The organism is Paenibacillus sp. VCA1, assembly GCF_031583795.1.
GTDB lineage: Bacteria > Bacillota > Bacilli > Paenibacillales > Paenibacillaceae > Paenibacillus_AQ > Paenibacillus_AQ albilobatus.
In genome coordinates this window covers 58981-73378 of record NZ_JAVLSX010000002.1, presented here as the reverse complement: position 1 = coordinate 73378, position 14398 = coordinate 58981, and the positions used below count along the sequence as shown (strand labels likewise).

Annotated in this window: 14 protein-coding genes; 12 read left to right on the top strand and 2 right to left on the bottom strand. The window is 53.3% G+C overall.

Annotation, left to right across the window (positions count from 1 at the left end; all coding sequences use genetic code 11):
* The first annotated feature begins 116 nt into the window (after nucleotides 1-116).
* Nucleotides 117-602 carry a hypothetical protein gene (locus tag RJP21_RS03820; protein ID WP_310858178.1) on the top strand — a complete coding sequence of 162 codons (486 nt, stop codon included), beginning with the start codon at nucleotides 117-119 and terminating at the stop codon, nucleotides 600-602.
* A gap of 151 nt (nucleotides 603-753) precedes the next feature.
* On the opposite strand, the gene RJP21_RS03815 is transcribed toward RJP21_RS03820, so the two are convergent.
* Nucleotides 754-1809: a FecCD family ABC transporter permease gene (locus RJP21_RS03815; RefSeq protein ID WP_310858177.1), complete on the bottom strand. Its 1056-nt coding sequence runs from the start codon at nucleotides 1807-1809 to the stop codon at nucleotides 754-756.
* The gene (locus tag RJP21_RS03810) at nucleotides 1806-2858 is read right to left on the bottom strand and encodes a FecCD family ABC transporter permease (RefSeq protein WP_397386169.1); all 1053 of its coding nucleotides are present in this window, start codon (nucleotides 2856-2858) and stop codon (nucleotides 1806-1808) included. Before RJP21_RS03810 ends, RJP21_RS03815 begins: the two co-directional genes overlap by 4 nt.
* A 191-nt stretch (nucleotides 2859-3049) precedes the next feature.
* Between RJP21_RS03810 and RJP21_RS03805 the strand changes: the two genes are divergently transcribed.
* From RJP21_RS03805 to RJP21_RS03755, 11 genes are all read left to right on the top strand, one after another.
* The gene (locus RJP21_RS03805) at nucleotides 3050-4024 is read left to right on the top strand and encodes an ABC transporter substrate-binding protein (RefSeq protein ID WP_160041020.1); all 975 of its coding nucleotides are present in this window, start codon (nucleotides 3050-3052) and stop codon (nucleotides 4022-4024) included.
* 284 nt (nucleotides 4025-4308) lie between these two features.
* A complete protein-coding gene (locus tag RJP21_RS03800) occupies nucleotides 4309-4773 on the top strand; it encodes a Fur family transcriptional regulator (protein WP_310858175.1) in 465 nt (154 codons plus the stop codon).
* A 2-nt stretch (nucleotides 4774-4775) separates the two neighbouring features.
* Nucleotides 4776-5045, top strand: coding sequence for a membrane protein insertion efficiency factor YidD (gene yidD / locus RJP21_RS03795; RefSeq protein ID WP_160041024.1), 270 nt, complete (start codon nucleotides 4776-4778; stop codon nucleotides 5043-5045).
* Between the two features lie 386 nt (nucleotides 5046-5431).
* Complete coding sequence (gene metG, locus RJP21_RS03790; RefSeq protein ID WP_310858174.1) at nucleotides 5432-7381, top strand: methionine--tRNA ligase; 1950 nt, start codon at nucleotides 5432-5434, stop codon at nucleotides 7379-7381.
* A 220-nt stretch (nucleotides 7382-7601) separates the two neighbouring features.
* The gene (locus RJP21_RS03785; RefSeq protein WP_310858601.1) at nucleotides 7602-8525 is read left to right on the top strand and encodes a metal ABC transporter substrate-binding protein; all 924 of its coding nucleotides are present in this window, start codon (nucleotides 7602-7604) and stop codon (nucleotides 8523-8525) included.
* Nucleotides 8526-8577: 52 nt separating this feature from the next.
* The gene (locus RJP21_RS03780; RefSeq protein WP_160041028.1) at nucleotides 8578-9330 is read left to right on the top strand and encodes a metal ABC transporter ATP-binding protein; all 753 of its coding nucleotides are present in this window, start codon (nucleotides 8578-8580) and stop codon (nucleotides 9328-9330) included.
* A 46-nt stretch (nucleotides 9331-9376) separates the two neighbouring features.
* On the top strand, nucleotides 9377-10180 hold the full coding sequence (locus RJP21_RS03775; RefSeq protein WP_310858600.1) for a metal ABC transporter permease: 804 nt from the start codon (nucleotides 9377-9379) through the stop codon (nucleotides 10178-10180).
* Nucleotides 10181-10202: 22 nt separating this feature from the next.
* Nucleotides 10203-10916, top strand: a complete 714-nt coding sequence (locus RJP21_RS03770) for a cytochrome c biogenesis CcdA family protein (RefSeq protein ID WP_310858173.1) — start codon at nucleotides 10203-10205, stop codon at nucleotides 10914-10916.
* Between the two features lie 266 nt (nucleotides 10917-11182).
* The gene (mntR, locus tag RJP21_RS03765) at nucleotides 11183-11608 is read left to right on the top strand and encodes a transcriptional regulator MntR (RefSeq protein WP_160041032.1); all 426 of its coding nucleotides are present in this window, start codon (nucleotides 11183-11185) and stop codon (nucleotides 11606-11608) included.
* Nucleotides 11609-11749: 141 nt separating this feature from the next.
* Complete coding sequence (locus RJP21_RS03760) at nucleotides 11750-13339, top strand: family 10 glycosylhydrolase (RefSeq protein WP_310858172.1); 1590 nt, start codon at nucleotides 11750-11752, stop codon at nucleotides 13337-13339.
* A 77-nt stretch (nucleotides 13340-13416) separates the two neighbouring features.
* Complete coding sequence (locus tag RJP21_RS03755) at nucleotides 13417-14340, top strand: patatin-like phospholipase family protein (RefSeq protein ID WP_310858171.1); 924 nt, start codon at nucleotides 13417-13419, stop codon at nucleotides 14338-14340.
* Nucleotides 14341-14398 lie beyond the last annotated feature (58 nt).

The window sequence follows — 14398 nt, the reverse complement described above, 5'->3', positions numbered from 1 at the left end:
TTTATATCCGATGATATAGAGGCAGTTTTTGCAATAAAAGGATCATGTAACCCGTAACCTAAGCAGGATCGTTTAAAAGGGTGTGGCTATCAATGAGACGAGCGGGGGGAATATATATGAAACGGTTGATTGTCATGTCGGGCGTGTTGGCCATCCCCTTTTTGTTAACGGCTGCTGCCGTGCGTGCCGACGAACCGGGTCCATGGAACCAAACGATCCGGGGAGAAGAGATCGTATCCGTGAAGCTGGTGGGCGGAAAACCCGGGGACGATATGCGGGGAACGACATGGACGAAGGGCGATCCGATCATCGCCAAAATGGCGGAATGGCTTGAAGCGGCCAAACCAACCCCGGGCCAGACGGATTATGGGCGTCACGGTTATCCGATGGCTGCCGAGCTCACGACCGAAAGCCATCAAAGGATGAGGGTCGAGCCGGCGTATGATTGCGTTTCGGTTACGTATCCGGACGGCAGCGGAATCAAAACCTGTACGCCGGCGGAAAACGAAATCGTCATCAGCCGCGGCGAAGAAAAAAGAAGGGCAATTTCCCCGGACATGTTCGAATGGCTCAATAATGGATATAAACATGAAAACCGCTGAAAAGAGATAAAAGCGCATGGTTCCTTTCTTTGCGGACCACACAAAAAAGCCTTCCCGGCTTAATGAAACGGGAAGGCTTTCGTTCGTTTTAAAGAGTTCGCTTTTTAAACAAGCTTGTAGTCAGATCGTTGAATTCGGAAGTCGCTTTATCTTAAGAGCTTCTGCTTCGCCACAACAAATAAATGAAAAATGGGGCTCCCACCGCCGAAGTGAACACCCCGACGGGAATATCAAGCGGGGGAACAACGTTCCGGGCGAGCAGATCGGCGAGAACAACGATCAGGGCGCCGCATAAGGCGCTTGCCGGAAGCAGTGAGCCATAAGAGGAGCCGATCAGCTTCCGGGCGATATGGGGCGCCAGCAGCGCAACAAAACCGATCGCCCCGCCGACGGATATGCCTGCCCCCGCCAATCCTACCGCAATGAAAATAAGCATCGTCCGGTCTTTTTCGACGCTGCTTCCCGCTCCGGCCGCGAGGTCGTCGCCAAGCTGAAGCATGTTGATGCGGCGCGAAAACGCCAGGCTTAAAAATCCGAGCGCAATAAACCACGGCAGAAGCATGTTGACGTGTTTCCACGAGCTGCCGTATACGCTGCCCAGCAACCAGTTGAAGGCTTTCTGCGCGACGTCGGTCGGCCCGGTCACCAAAAGCATGGTCGACAGCGACGAAGCGACGGCGCCGATGCCGACGCCGACAAGGACGAGCATCAGCGGATTGACGCCTTTTTTCCAAGACAGGAAATAGATCAGCAAAGTCGTGAGCGCGGCGCCGGCAAAAGCGGCCGGCGGCAGCCAAAAGACGCTGGCCGAAGGAATCAGCGTAATGATCGCCGTTGCCGCAAGCGAAGCGCCGCTGGTAACCCCCATCACATCGGGGGAAGCAAGCGGGTTGCGGATCAGTCCCTGCGTAATCGCGCCCGACATGGCCAAACATGCGCCGACCATGGCGCCGACCAGCACCCGCGGCAAGCGCAGCTTTTGAACGACGACGACGTCCAGCGCATCGCCTTGTCCGAATATGGCCTGCACGACGGCCCACGGATTCACGTATTTCGTGCCAAAACCGATGCTTGCGACGAGGGCAAGCAGCAAAAGAACGGCCAACCCGGCCAAAACGAAAATCTGCTTTCTGCTGGTCAGAAAGGAAACCCGATTGCCTTTCATCCGGATGGCGATCGGCTCTCTGGATTTGGCGGAACGGCTCATTTTTTTAACAGCCCCTTTCTGGCAGCTTGAACAAAGAACGGAACGCCGATGATGGCGGTCATGACGCCGATCGGAATTTCCCGCGGCATGGCGATGAATCGGGCCGCGATGTCGGCGAGCAGAAGCAATATGCCCCCCATCGCCGCGCTGTAAGGAACCAGCCAGCGGATGTCTCTGCCGACGATCGTTCGCGCGATATGCGGGATGACAAGCCCGAGAAATCCGATCGGGCCGGCCACGGCGACGGAGCTCCCCGCCAGGACGACGATCAGCGCCCCCATCGTAAGCTTCAGCAGCGCGGTTCGCTGCCCCAGGCTTTTGGCGACGTCGTCGCCTAACATAAGCGTGTTGACGGAAGAGCTGATCAACATGGCGACGATCCATGCCGCCAGCATGTAAGGCAGCAGGCTCAGCAAAATGTCCAGGCTTCTGCCCTCCACCGATCCGGACATCCAGAACAACACCTCTTCCATCGCGCGTCCGCTAATGATAAGCATGCCGTTGGTCATGGAGCTGCAAAACGCGGTGATGGCGGCGCCGGCGAGCGTAATTTTGAGCGGGGTAAGCCCCTGTCTGCCGGCAGATCCGAGAACAAAAACGAACAGGCAGCTGACGCCTGCACCCAAAAAAGCGATCCATGTAAACGAAGCAAGCGAGCTTACTCCAAATAAAACGAAGGAAGCGACCACAAATAATGAAGCTCCCGCATTAATGCCGAATATGCCGGAATCGGCCAGCGGATTTTTGGTCAAGGATTGCAGCAGCACCCCGCAAATGCCGAGGCTTCCGCCGACAAACGCCGCAATCAATGCTCTCGGCACCCGGACTTCGCGGACGATGATATGCTCGGTACTACCGTTATAAGAAGTGAACGCCTCCAGCACCTGCCGCCAGCCCGTGCTGTGCACTCCGAACAGAATGCTCGCCGCGACGCAAAGCAGAAGAATGACGATCCCGGCGATCAGGCCAACCCATTTATATGTAGTTTTTTGCAGCCAGACCGTCTGCAAGGCGTATCCCTCATTCCTATCAGTCAAAATAAACAACATATAAAAGTGTAAGGGGACGGGAGAAAGTTGTCAATGAATATCATTCTCAATTAAGGCATGCCGCAAGCGGCAATTGCCGCGAACCCGCCGACTGTTTTATTCTCTTTTGTTGACAAGGTGAAGCGTCTTCGATAGGATAGATTCGATACTGATAATCATTATCAGAGTAATCGAAGGGGAGACATAGATTGATGAAAAAATGGAACGGAATCATACTTATGCTGCTGGCGGCCGTGCTCGTATTGTCCGCATGCGGCAGCAACAGCGGAAATACCGCAAACACGAGTGAAACCGGAAATAAAGAGGCGGAGCAAAGCGCCGGCGATGCGAACCGCACGATCGATACAATTATGGGGAAAGTCGAAGTGCCCGCTCACCCGCAGCGCGTCGTCGTACTGACCAACGAAGGCACCGAAGCCCTTCTTGCTCTTGGCGTTAAACCTGTCGGCGCCGTCAAATCCTGGACGGGAGATCCATGGTATCCTCACATCAAGGATCAAATGCAGGGCGTCGAAAACCTCGGCGAAGAAAGCCAGCCGAACGTTGAAGCGATTGCCGCGCTGAAACCGGATTTGATTTTGGGCACGAAAATGCGTCAGGAAAAAATATACGACCAATTATCCGCCATCGCTCCAACCGTCTTCTCCGAGACGCTGCGCGGCGAGTGGAAAGACAACTTCAAGCTGTGGGCTAACGCCGTCAATCAGCAGTCGAAAGGCGACGAAGTCCTTGCCGCTTACGACAAACACGTAGCCGATTTGAAAGCCGAACTGGGCGACAAGCTGAACATGAAAGTGTCCATGGTCCGTTTTATGGCGGGCAAAGCCCGTATGTATTATAAAGATACGTTTTCCGGCCTTATTTTGAGCGAGCTTGGTTTTGCGCGCACGAAATCCCAGGATAACGACGGATTTTTTGACGATGTAGGCAAAGAACGCATTCCGGAAATGGACGGAGACATCATGTTCTATTTCACGTATGACACCGGCAACGGCAAAGGGAATGAAATGGAGAAGGAATGGACAAACGACAAGCTGTGGAAAAATCTCGACGTTGTGAAAAAAGGCAACGCCCACAAGGTCGACGACGTCATCTGGAATACGGCGGGCGGGGTGCTTGCCGCAAACCTGATGCTGGATCAGCTGAAAACCTATTTCGTTAAATAATAAAAAGTCACGTCATTTTATACGAATTTTATACGATCAAAGAGGCTGTCCCGGTTGCAGGAGCAAAAACTTGCACGGGATGGCTTTTTTTCTGCCGGCGCCACCTTTTGCCGCATTAGAGCGCGGTTTCCTCCACAGCATCCGGGCGCTTCGATTGACTGTCATACCGTTTTGAGGCATTATTAAAGGTATTAACATACTGCACATTCGATTGATTTTTGAGAAGCAGCGAAAGTGCGAACCAATGCATTTTTTGCGTTGATGTCAACGGGAGGATGAGCGTTATGCTTTCGACGGATCAGATCATTCACGCCATGTCGGAACAGGGACTGCGCATTACCGACCAGCGGAAGACGCTCGCCGGATTGTTTGGCGAACATTCGGGGTATTTGTCTGCCAAGGATGTCTATGAGTATATGTGCAAAAAATACAGCGGCTTAAGCTTTGATACGGTATACCGGAATCTGAGGGTCATGCAGGAGCTCGGCGTGCTGGAGCAGGTTGTGTTCGAAGACGGCATCAAGTTCAAGGCCAGCTGCAGCGAAGAGCACCATCATCACCATATGATCTGCCTGCAGTGTCAAAAAACGTATCCGATCCATTTCTGTCCGGTGCAATTTACCGATGCCCCCGAGCAATTTCAGGTCGTGACGCATAAATTCGAAGTGTTCGGATATTGTAAGGACTGCCGGCACGCCATGCCGGACGAGGCGAACCCTGCGGCCTCCAAACCCGCCGGGGGGCGATGAAGATGGGCATATCCCGCAAAGCGGTTCAAGGACCGATCCGGTTTTACCGCAAATTCATTTCGCCGCTGAAGCCGCCGACCTGCCGGTTCTATCCGACATGCTCCGCGTACGCTTTGGAAGCCATTGAAGTGCATGGGGCGTTAAAAGGCTCGTGGCTGGCCGCCAAACGGATCGCCAAATGCCAGCCGTTTCACCCGGGAGGCCTCGATCCGGTTCCTCCGCGCAAGGAGAAAGGCGGCCAATCGGGGAATAAAGGCAGCCGCCTCGCTTGACTTTCGGTAACCGGGTTCAGTATATTAAGGAATATATGGCATTTCCGACGAACGGATGAGTAAGAAAATGTCCGCTTAGCTCAGAGAGCCGGGGCAGCTGCGAACCGGTCTAGGCGATTTTCCGAAGATGGTCCCGGAGGAACTGCTTTCGAGCGAAGCGGATCAATGATCCGCTGCGTAAGGATGCGGCGTGTTCCAGCGTTAATGGACGGTCACCGGCGGCTGCCGGGAACCGATGGAGCCCGTTTTCCGGAAGGAAGCGGGGAAATTGGGTGGTAACACGTGAGAGAACTCTCGTCCCATAGCGGGGCGGGATTTTTTTGTTTTTACGAGGATTTTGCGAAATCCTGATCCAAGAACTATCAATATGTGGAGGATGACAACCTATGTCTGAAAAAAAGACGTTTTATTTGACGACGCCGATCTATTACCCGAGCGACAAGCTGCATATCGGCCATGCTTACACCACGGTGGCGGGCGACGCCATGGTGCGTTACAAAAAGCTTCGCGGCTATGACGTGCGCTATTTGACGGGAACCGACGAGCACGGCCAAAAAATCGAGCGCAAAGCGGCCGAAGCGGGCAAAACGCCGCAGCAGTTCGTCGACGACATCGTGGCGGGCATCAAGGAGCTGTGGAAAAAGCTCGACATTTCCAATGACGATTTCATCCGGACGACCGAACCCCGGCACACGAAAGTCGTGCAGGAAGTTTTTGAGCGCCTGCTTGCGCAAGGCGACATTTACAAAGGCGAATACGAAGGCTGGTACTGCACGCCGGACGAGTCCTTCTTTCTGGAACGGCAGCTCGTGGACGGCAAATGTCCGGACTGCGGACGGCCGGTGGAACGCGTCAAAGAGGAAAGTTATTTCTTCCGCATGAGCAAATACGTGGACCGTCTGCTTCAATATTATGAAGAGCATCCGGATTTCATCCAGCCGGTATCACGCAAAAACGAAATGATCAACAATTTCATCAAGCCGGGGCTTGAAGATTTGGCCGTTTCCCGGACGACGTACGAATGGGGCGTCAAAGTCAAAAGCGATCCGAAACATGTCGTTTACGTGTGGATCGACGCGCTCCTGAACTATATCACCGCGCTTGGCTACGGCTCGGAAGACACGTCGCTGTTCGACAAATATTGGCCGGCCGACGTTCATCTAATGAGCAAAGAGATCGTACGTTTCCATACGATTTATTGGCCGATCATTTTGATGGCGCTGGACCTGCCGCTCCCGAAAAAGGTGTTTGCGCACGGCTGGCTTTTGATGAAGGACGGCAAAATGTCGAAATCCAAAGGCAACGTCGTGGATCCGGTGACGCTGATCGACCGTTACGGCCTCGACACGCTTCGTTATTACCTGCTTCGCGAGGTGCCGTTTGGCGCCGACGGAACGTTTACGCCGGAAAGTTTCGTGGAACGCGTCAATTCGGATTTGGCGAATGACCTCGGCAACCTGCTGAACCGCACCGTCGCGATGGTGGACAAATACTTTGACGGCGTCGTGCCGGAATACAAGTCCGGCGTCACCGCGTTCGACGGCGAACTTGAAGAAGCTGCAAAAGCGGTGTATCAGAAAGTGGAAGACGCCATGGAAAACATGGAATTTTCCGTCGCTTTGACGGCGATCAGCCAGTTTATCAGCCGCAGCAACAAATACATCGACGAAACCCAGCCATGGGCGCTGGCAAAAGACGAAAGCAAACGCGAAGAGCTGGCGTCCGTCATGACCCATCTGGTGGAAAGCCTGCGGATCGCGTCGATCCTGCTGCAACCGTTCCTGACTCAGGCTCCGCGCAAAATCTGGGAGCAGCTGGGGATTAGCGAAGGCGAACTGACAGCTTGGGACAGCGGCAAAACGTTTGGCCTCATTCCTGCCGGAACGAAACTCGTCAAAGGCAACCCGATTTTCCCGCGCCTTGAAGTCGAGCAGGAGGTTGCTTACATCAAGGAAGCGATGACCGGCGGCGCTCCTGCCGCCAAAGAAGAAGCGGAAGCGCCGGAACTGAAGGAAGAAATCGGCATCGAAGATTTCGCGAAGGTCGAGCTGCGCGTGGCGCAGGTCATCGCGTGCGAGCCGGTAAAAAAAGCCGACAAGCTGCTGAAGCTGCAGCTCGATCTCGGGTTTGAGCAGCGCCAGGTCGTGTCCGGCATCGCGAAGTTTTACACACCTGAAGAGCTGGTGGGACGCAAAGTGATCTGCGTGACGAACCTGAAGCCGGTCAAGCTGCGCGGAGAGCTGTCCCAAGGGATGATCCTTGCGGCCTCCCAAGGCGACCAGCTGACGCTGGCTACCGTGCCGGACAGCATGCCAAACGGCGCAGTCGTCAAGTAAACGACCCAATCGGTCTGAACATCGGAAAATGTTGGAATACTAAGACGGATACCTTCGAAGTTTGAAGGGAATCCGTCTTTTTATTTGAAAGATAGCAGCCGTCAGGGTGTTGACAAATTTTCAAAGCCCATTCTATAATTTGTTAGTAAAAATTACGATTAAGGCAGGTTTAAAAAAGGTGAAAAGAACATGGAGGCTCAAAACCGTTGCGGCTGCTTTGATGACCCTGCTGATCGTCATGCTGGCGGCAGGCTGCGGTCCGCAGAGCCAAGGAAAAATCGTCGAAGGCAAGGTCAACGTAGTGACGACCTTTTACCCGATATACGAATTTGCGAAAGCGATCGGCGGCGATGACGCCAACGTCATCAATTTGCTGCCGGCGGGCGTCGAACCGCATGATTGGACGCCGCGCAGCCAGGATATCGTCAATACGTCCAAAGCGCAGCTGTTTTTTTATAACGGCGCCGGGCTGGAGGGATGGGTCCCGCAATTTTTGAAGGGCCTGAATCGCAGCAGCAAGGTGAAGGCTTACGAGGTCAGCCAAGGCATCAAGCTGATCGAAGCCGACGGGGAGGACGAGCATGAACATCATGAAGGCGAAGGGCTGCGGCATCAGCATCATGTCGACCCGCACACGTGGGTCAGCCCGAAATCCGCGATGATCATGGCGGAAAATATGAAAAACAATTACATCGAAGTCGATCCGGCCCATAAGGATGCTTATAACGAACGTTACCTGAATCTGAAAAAACGACTGGAAGAGCTGGACCGCGAGTTTACCGGGAAGCTGGACAAGATGCCGCGGAAGGAAATCGTCGTATCCCACGAGGCTTTTGGTTATTTGGCCCGGGATTACGGATTGACGCAGCATGCCATCATGGGCCTGTCTCCCGACGCCGAGCCGCGTTCCAGGGATTTGCTGGAGCTGGCGAATCTCGTGAAGGAAAAAGGAATCCATTATATCTTTTTTGAAGAGCTCGTGTCGGACCGGCTTGCCAAAACGCTCGCTTCGGAAACGGGGGCGGAAGTGTTGGTGCTGAACCCGGTCGAAGGGCTGACTGAAGATCAGCTGAAGCATGGGGACGATTATTTTTCGCTCATGCGCAATAATTTGACGAATTTGATTTTGGCGCTGCAGGAATAGGAGAAATCCGAAATCCGGCAGCCATTCCATGACAGAAAGGTGGAGACCCACTATGATAACGCCGAACCTTGATGACTGCCACCAGCCGGTGGTCGAGCTTGAAAACGTCTCTTTTTCTTACCGGGGGCAGCAGGTCATCTCCGGCTTGAGTTTTTCGGTGAAGGAAAGGGACTTCGTCGGGATCATCGGTTCCAACGGGGCCGGCAAATCGACGCTGCTCCGGATGATCGTCGGGCTTTTGCCCGCGGGCGCGGGCGATATCCGGCTGTTCGGCCAGCCGATCCGCAAATTTAAAGATTGGGAGCGGGTCGGGTACGTTCCGCAAAAAAACGCGTTTAACCCTTTATTCCCGGCCACGGTGCGCGAGGTCGTCCTGTCGGGCCTGTACAATAACAAGACGCTGTTTCGCAGAGTGAGCAAAAGCCAGCAGCAAAAATGCGACGACGCCATGGAGGTCATGGGCATCGAGTCGATCGCCGGCAAAAGGATCGGGGAGTTGTCGGGGGGCCAGCAGCAGCGAGCATTTCTGGCAAGGGCGATGATCAACCATCCGGACCTGCTCATTTTGGATGAGCCGACCGTCGGCATCGACGCCAAAACCCAGGCGGATTTTTTTGAACTGGTCACGCACATGCACCAGCATCACCATATGACGTTCCTGATGGTTTCGCATGATATGGGGATGGTGGAAAACTATCTTGGCAAAGAGCCGAAGCAGCAAAACGGCAGCATCCATTTTTATGTCCGGCATTCCCATGACGTTCAAAACTGCGAGGTTCCGGATTTGCAGCATTCGCTGTCCTGACCTTGGTCCGCAAGCATTTCGCGAGAAGGAGTCGTTTCTATTGGTTATCGATATTTTGCTTAGTGATTTTTTTCAGCGGGCGCTTGTCGGCGGCATTCTGATCGGCATTACCGCTCCGCTTATCGGCATCTTTTTGGTGCTCCGCAGATTGTCCATGATTGGCGACACGCTTGCGCACGTGACGATTGCGGGAGTGGCGCTCGGGTTTTTGATCGAAGTATACCCGCTTGGTGCGGGTCTGGTTTTTGCGGTTGTCGCGTCTTTTGCGATCGAAAAGCTTCGAAAAGCCTATAAAAGCTATGCCGAGCTGTCTATTGCCATCATCATGTCCGGCGGCGTCGCGCTGGCTTCTTTGTTTTTTACGCTCGGGATGGGTTACAATACAGATGTGATGAGTTATTTGTTCGGAAGCATCTATACGCTGGATACGCAGGATTTGTACGTGGTCGGTGCTGTTACTCTCGTTGTCGTCGCGGTGGTCGCCCTGTTTTTCAAAGAGTTTTTTCTGCTCAGCTTCGAGGAGGACGCCGCAAGCGTCAACGGGCTGCCCGTGCGTTTCTTGAACATGCTGATCACGGTTTTGACCGCGCTGGTCATCAGTACGGCCATCAAAATCGTGGGCGCGCTGCTTGTCTCGGCTTTGCTGACCATCCCGGTGGCCATCAGCCTGCTGATCGCCCGCAGCTTCAAATCCTCCGTCGTCTTATCCGTGGTCATTTCCGAAATCGCCGTCATTATCGGACTCGTCATCGCCGGCATTTGGAATTTGGCGCCTGGGGCCACCATCGTGCTCCTGTTGATTCTGATTCTCGTATTAACCATGGCCGGCAAAAAAGGATTATCGGTGTAGAAATCGTTTAGGGGGTACGGCCTTGTCGAATTTGAACATCGGCATCGCGTTTTTGGCGGGACTGGCTTCCTTTATCTCTCCATGCTGTTTGCCGCTGTATCCGTCGTATTTGTCCTATATTACGGGCATGTCGGTGCAGCAGCTGAAAACGGAGCAGAACAAGAGGGAAGTCCGGTTCCGGACCATGACGCATACGCTCGCATTTATTTTGGGTTTTTCGGTTGTGTTTTACACCCTTGGGGTGAGTGCAGGTTTTTTGGGCAGCTTTTTTTACAACAATCGTGATCTGATTCGTCAACTTTCGGCCATTTTAATTATTTTGATGGGACTTTTCCTTATTGGTATCTTTCAGCCGAAATTTCTGATGAAGGACTACAAAATGAATTTGAAATTCAAGCCTGCCGGATACATAGGTTCATTTATTTTCGGCATCGGGTTTTCCGCCGGATGGTCGCCTTGCGTCGGGCCGATTTTAACTGCAATTATAGGGCTTGCCGCGTCTCAGCCAGGCTCGTGGTTTTCGCTTATTACCGCTTATTCGCTCGGGTTTGCGATCCCGTTTTTCGTGCTTGCGTTTTTTATCGGGTCCACCCGCTGGATCGTGAAATATTCCGGCATCATGATGAAAATCGGCGGCGCTTTGATGCTGCTGATGGGCGTGCTGCTGTTCACGAACCAAATGACCAAAATTACGATTTGGCTGCAGGCGATTACGCCTGACTGGATGAAATTCTAGGCGAATCGATCGCTCTAAAGCTGAAAGAAAATGGTTGAACATGCGCCTTGCGGGGACTACTCGCAGGGCGTTTTGGCGTTCGTCCGGATCGGGGACCGGGTTGCCTTTGTGTTTACCTTTTTTTGCATAAAATGGGGAAGCGATTTCAAGGCTGTTCTGGAAAAGAGAGGTTTCCCGGCAGGACTTGCCAAGTGCTCTCGGAAACATGTATCATTACAAGAGCAGGTGTTTAGTTTCATGCTTAAAAAGAGAAAAGAGGGAAGAAGATGCCAACGCCCAGCATGGAGGATTATTTGGAGCGCATCTACAAGCTGATTGACGAGAAAGGATATGCTCGCGTTTCGGACATTGCCGAAGGCCTGGAGGTTCATCCTTCATCCGTAACCAAAATGATTCAGAAACTGGATAAAGACGAGTATCTGATTTACGAGAAGTACCGGGGACTCGTGCTTACCAGTAAAGGCAAAAAAATGGGAAAACGGCTGGTTGACCGCCATAAACTTCTGGAAGAGTTTTTGACGATGATCGGCGTATCCGATGAGCATATTTACACGGATGTGGAAGGGATCGAGCATCATTTGAGCTGGGATTCCATTACCCATATCGAAACGCTTGTAGAATATTTCCGCCGGGATGAGCAGCGTCTTCAGGAATTGCGGAACATTCACACTGAATTAGTGGGCGATTCGTAAACAAGGCATCTGTCCCTTCTAAAAAGAGACGGATGCCTCTTCGTTTTTATGAGGAAAGCCCTGAAAGCAAAAGGCGGACGCCGGCCGTTGCGGCGCGGCGCCCCATGCCTGCAAATCTATTATTTTTGGAGGATTCGTAGAATGAGGTTTTGGAAGTTTCAACGATGGATGATTCTGGCGCTTATATTGATCTTGATGTTACCCGTAACCAACGTTCAAGCAAAAACCTCGACACCGCCGATCACGATTACGCTGGACGGCAATCCCGTCGCCAGCGACGTCAATCCTTACATCATTCCGAAAATTTATGTGACGATGGTGCCGCTTGGCGTGATCAGCGAAGGGTTGGGGGCGTCCGTCAACTGGGAACAAACGACGAAAACGGTCACCATCCATCAAAACGGCTCGTCCATGTCGCTGACAAACGGCAAAAAAACGGCCACGGTTAACGGCGCAGCGGTTGCGCTGGACGCGTCCGTCGAAATCAAAAACGGCAGAATCATGGTGCCGCTGCGTTTTGTCGGCGAAAACCTGGGACTGCAGGTGCTTTGGAATCAGGCGGCTCAAAGCATCGCCTTGATTTCCGGCACATACATACCTGACCCGGCGGAGCCCGGCAACGGCGGCGGGCAGCAGGCGCAAGGCTTGCACGGGGCATGGATCTCGACCGTAACCAATCTCGATTGGCCGTCGGCGAAATCCTATGGAAAATCGGAACAGCAAAAGCAGGAGTTTACCGCAATCCTGGACAAACTGCAATCGACGGGCATCAACGCCGTGTTCGTCCAGGTGCGCCCTGCAGGAGACGCGTTTTATCCGTCGGATCTGGTGCCATGGTCCAAATATTTGACCGGAACGCAAGGCGCGGATCCCGGCTATGACCCGCTTGGCTTCATGATTGAAGAAGCGCATAAACGGGGGATGCAGTTCCATGCCTGGTTCAATCCGTTCCGTGCAAGCATGGATTCCGCGACAAACAAACTGGCGGCAAACCATGTGGCGATCCAGCATCCGGACTGGATTGTGAAATCGAACAACCAGCTGATCATCAATCCAGGCATTCCGGAAGCGCGCCAGCATATTATCGACGTCGTGATGGAGGTCGTCAAAAAATACGACATCGACGGCGTTCATCTGGATGATTATTTCTATCCGACAAGCGGAACCTTTGACGACGATGCTGCCTTCAATACGTACAATGCAACCGGGCTGTCGAAGGCCGACTGGCGGCGCGATAACATCAACGCGTTCGTCAAGCAGCTCGGACAATCGATCCACGCGGCCAAACCTTCGGTATCATTCGGGATCAGCCCGTTTGGCGTATGGCGCAACAAAGCGAAGGATCCGACCGGCTCGGACACGAATGCGGGCATTACCGCGTACGATTCCTATTACGCCGACGTCAGAACATGGATTCAGAACCGTTGGATCGATTATGTAGCACCGCAAATTTATTGGAGCATGTCATTCAAAGCCGCCCAATATGACAAACTGGTCGACTGGTGGGCCCAAGAAGTGGCAGGTACCGGGGTAGATCTTTACATCGGTCATGCGGCCTATAAACTGGGCACGTCGGAAACCGGCTGGCAAACCGCCCAGGAAATCATCAACCAGCTGAAATATAACGAGAAATACGGCGAAGTGAAAGGCAGCATCTTTTTTAGAGCCGGCAACCTGCTGAGCAACCCGCTCGGACTTGTTCCGGCGCTGACCGCTTATTATCAGCAATAATACGCATCATATGAAGTCATGAATTGAACCCCCGATCTCATACATTAGGTTAAATAGATGAGGACGGGGGTTTTCCTATGCTCATTAATGCGGTATTCGAGGGCGGCGGCGTGAAAGGCATTTCGCTGGCAGGCGCCGTCAAAGCGGCGGAGCAAGCGGGCGTCGTGTTTAACCGGGTTGCCGGCACCTCGTCGGGGTCGATCGTGGCTTCCCTTCTTGCTGCAGGTTTTACGGCTGACGAAATGAGCGAAATCGTCAAAACGACTCCCTTTGAATCGTTCCTCCATCGAGCCCCCGTTTTCAACATCAAAATTATCGGGCCCGCGGTGCGCCTTTTCCTGAAAAAAGGGCTTTATTGCGGCGAGGCGCTTGAATATTGGATACATCAAATCTTGCGGTCGAAAGGGATTCGCACGTTTTCGGATCTTCCGGCCGGAAAACTGATGATTATCGCATCGGATATTACGAACGGCAAAATATTGGTCCTTCCGGGCGATTTGGCGAAGCTCGGCATCAACCCGGCGACGTTTGAAGTATCGAAGGCGATCCGGATGAGCACCAGCATCCCGTATTTTTTTGATCCGGTCATTTTGCGCATGTGCGGAAAAGCCGCCAGGGGCAAAGCGTTCAAAGACCAGTTCGTCTACGTCGTCGACGGCGGGCTGTTAAGCAATCTTCCGCTCTGGCTGTTTGACGACACCCCGGCGGATAGCTCCGGCCAGGCGCCGATCCAAACGATCGGCTTTCAAATGGTGGGCCGGAGCACGGGGCGCCCCCATGTCATCCGCGGTCCGATCAGCATGCTGACAGCCATGTTCGAGACGATGCTTTCCGCGCACGACGAACGATACATCGAGCAGGTAAACCGGTTTCGGACGATCAAAATCCCGACCCTTGGCGTAGGAACGACGCAGTTTCACATTTCGCCGGAAAAAACGGCGGAGCTGTACGAATCGGGAGTTCAGGCGGGAACGAAATTTTTTGCGAGGTTTAAGGGATGAACCGGACCATAAAGTGAATATCTTTGGCAGGGCTGATTCGGTATTTTGCGGGGCCGGC

What these genes read in the sequence shown, in the direction of transcription:
- RJP21_RS03820 (WP_310858178.1), top strand. Translation starts at nt 117, where the DNA reads ATGAAACGGTTGATTGTCATGTCGGGCGTGTTGGCCATCCCCTTTTTG.
- RJP21_RS03815 (WP_310858177.1), bottom strand. Translation starts at nt 1,809, where the DNA reads ATGAGCCGTTCCGCCAAATCCAGAGAGCCGATCGCCATCCGGATGAAA.
- RJP21_RS03810 (WP_397386169.1), bottom strand. Translation starts at nt 2,858, where the DNA reads ATGTTGTTTATTTTGACTGATAGGAATGAGGGATACGCCTTGCAGACG.
- RJP21_RS03805 (WP_160041020.1), top strand. Translation starts at nt 3,050, where the DNA reads ATGAAAAAATGGAACGGAATCATACTTATGCTGCTGGCGGCCGTGCTC.
- RJP21_RS03800 (WP_310858175.1), top strand. Translation starts at nt 4,309, where the DNA reads ATGCTTTCGACGGATCAGATCATTCACGCCATGTCGGAACAGGGACTG.
- yidD (WP_160041024.1), top strand. Translation starts at nt 4,776, where the DNA reads ATGGGCATATCCCGCAAAGCGGTTCAAGGACCGATCCGGTTTTACCGC.
- metG (WP_310858174.1), top strand. Translation starts at nt 5,432, where the DNA reads ATGTCTGAAAAAAAGACGTTTTATTTGACGACGCCGATCTATTACCCG.
- RJP21_RS03785 (WP_310858601.1), top strand. Translation starts at nt 7,602, where the DNA reads ATGACCCTGCTGATCGTCATGCTGGCGGCAGGCTGCGGTCCGCAGAGC.
- RJP21_RS03780 (WP_160041028.1), top strand. Translation starts at nt 8,578, where the DNA reads ATGATAACGCCGAACCTTGATGACTGCCACCAGCCGGTGGTCGAGCTT.
- mntR (WP_160041032.1), top strand. Translation starts at nt 11,183, where the DNA reads ATGCCAACGCCCAGCATGGAGGATTATTTGGAGCGCATCTACAAGCTG.
- RJP21_RS03760 (WP_310858172.1), top strand. Translation starts at nt 11,750, where the DNA reads ATGAGGTTTTGGAAGTTTCAACGATGGATGATTCTGGCGCTTATATTG.
- RJP21_RS03755 (WP_310858171.1), top strand. Translation starts at nt 13,417, where the DNA reads ATGCTCATTAATGCGGTATTCGAGGGCGGCGGCGTGAAAGGCATTTCG.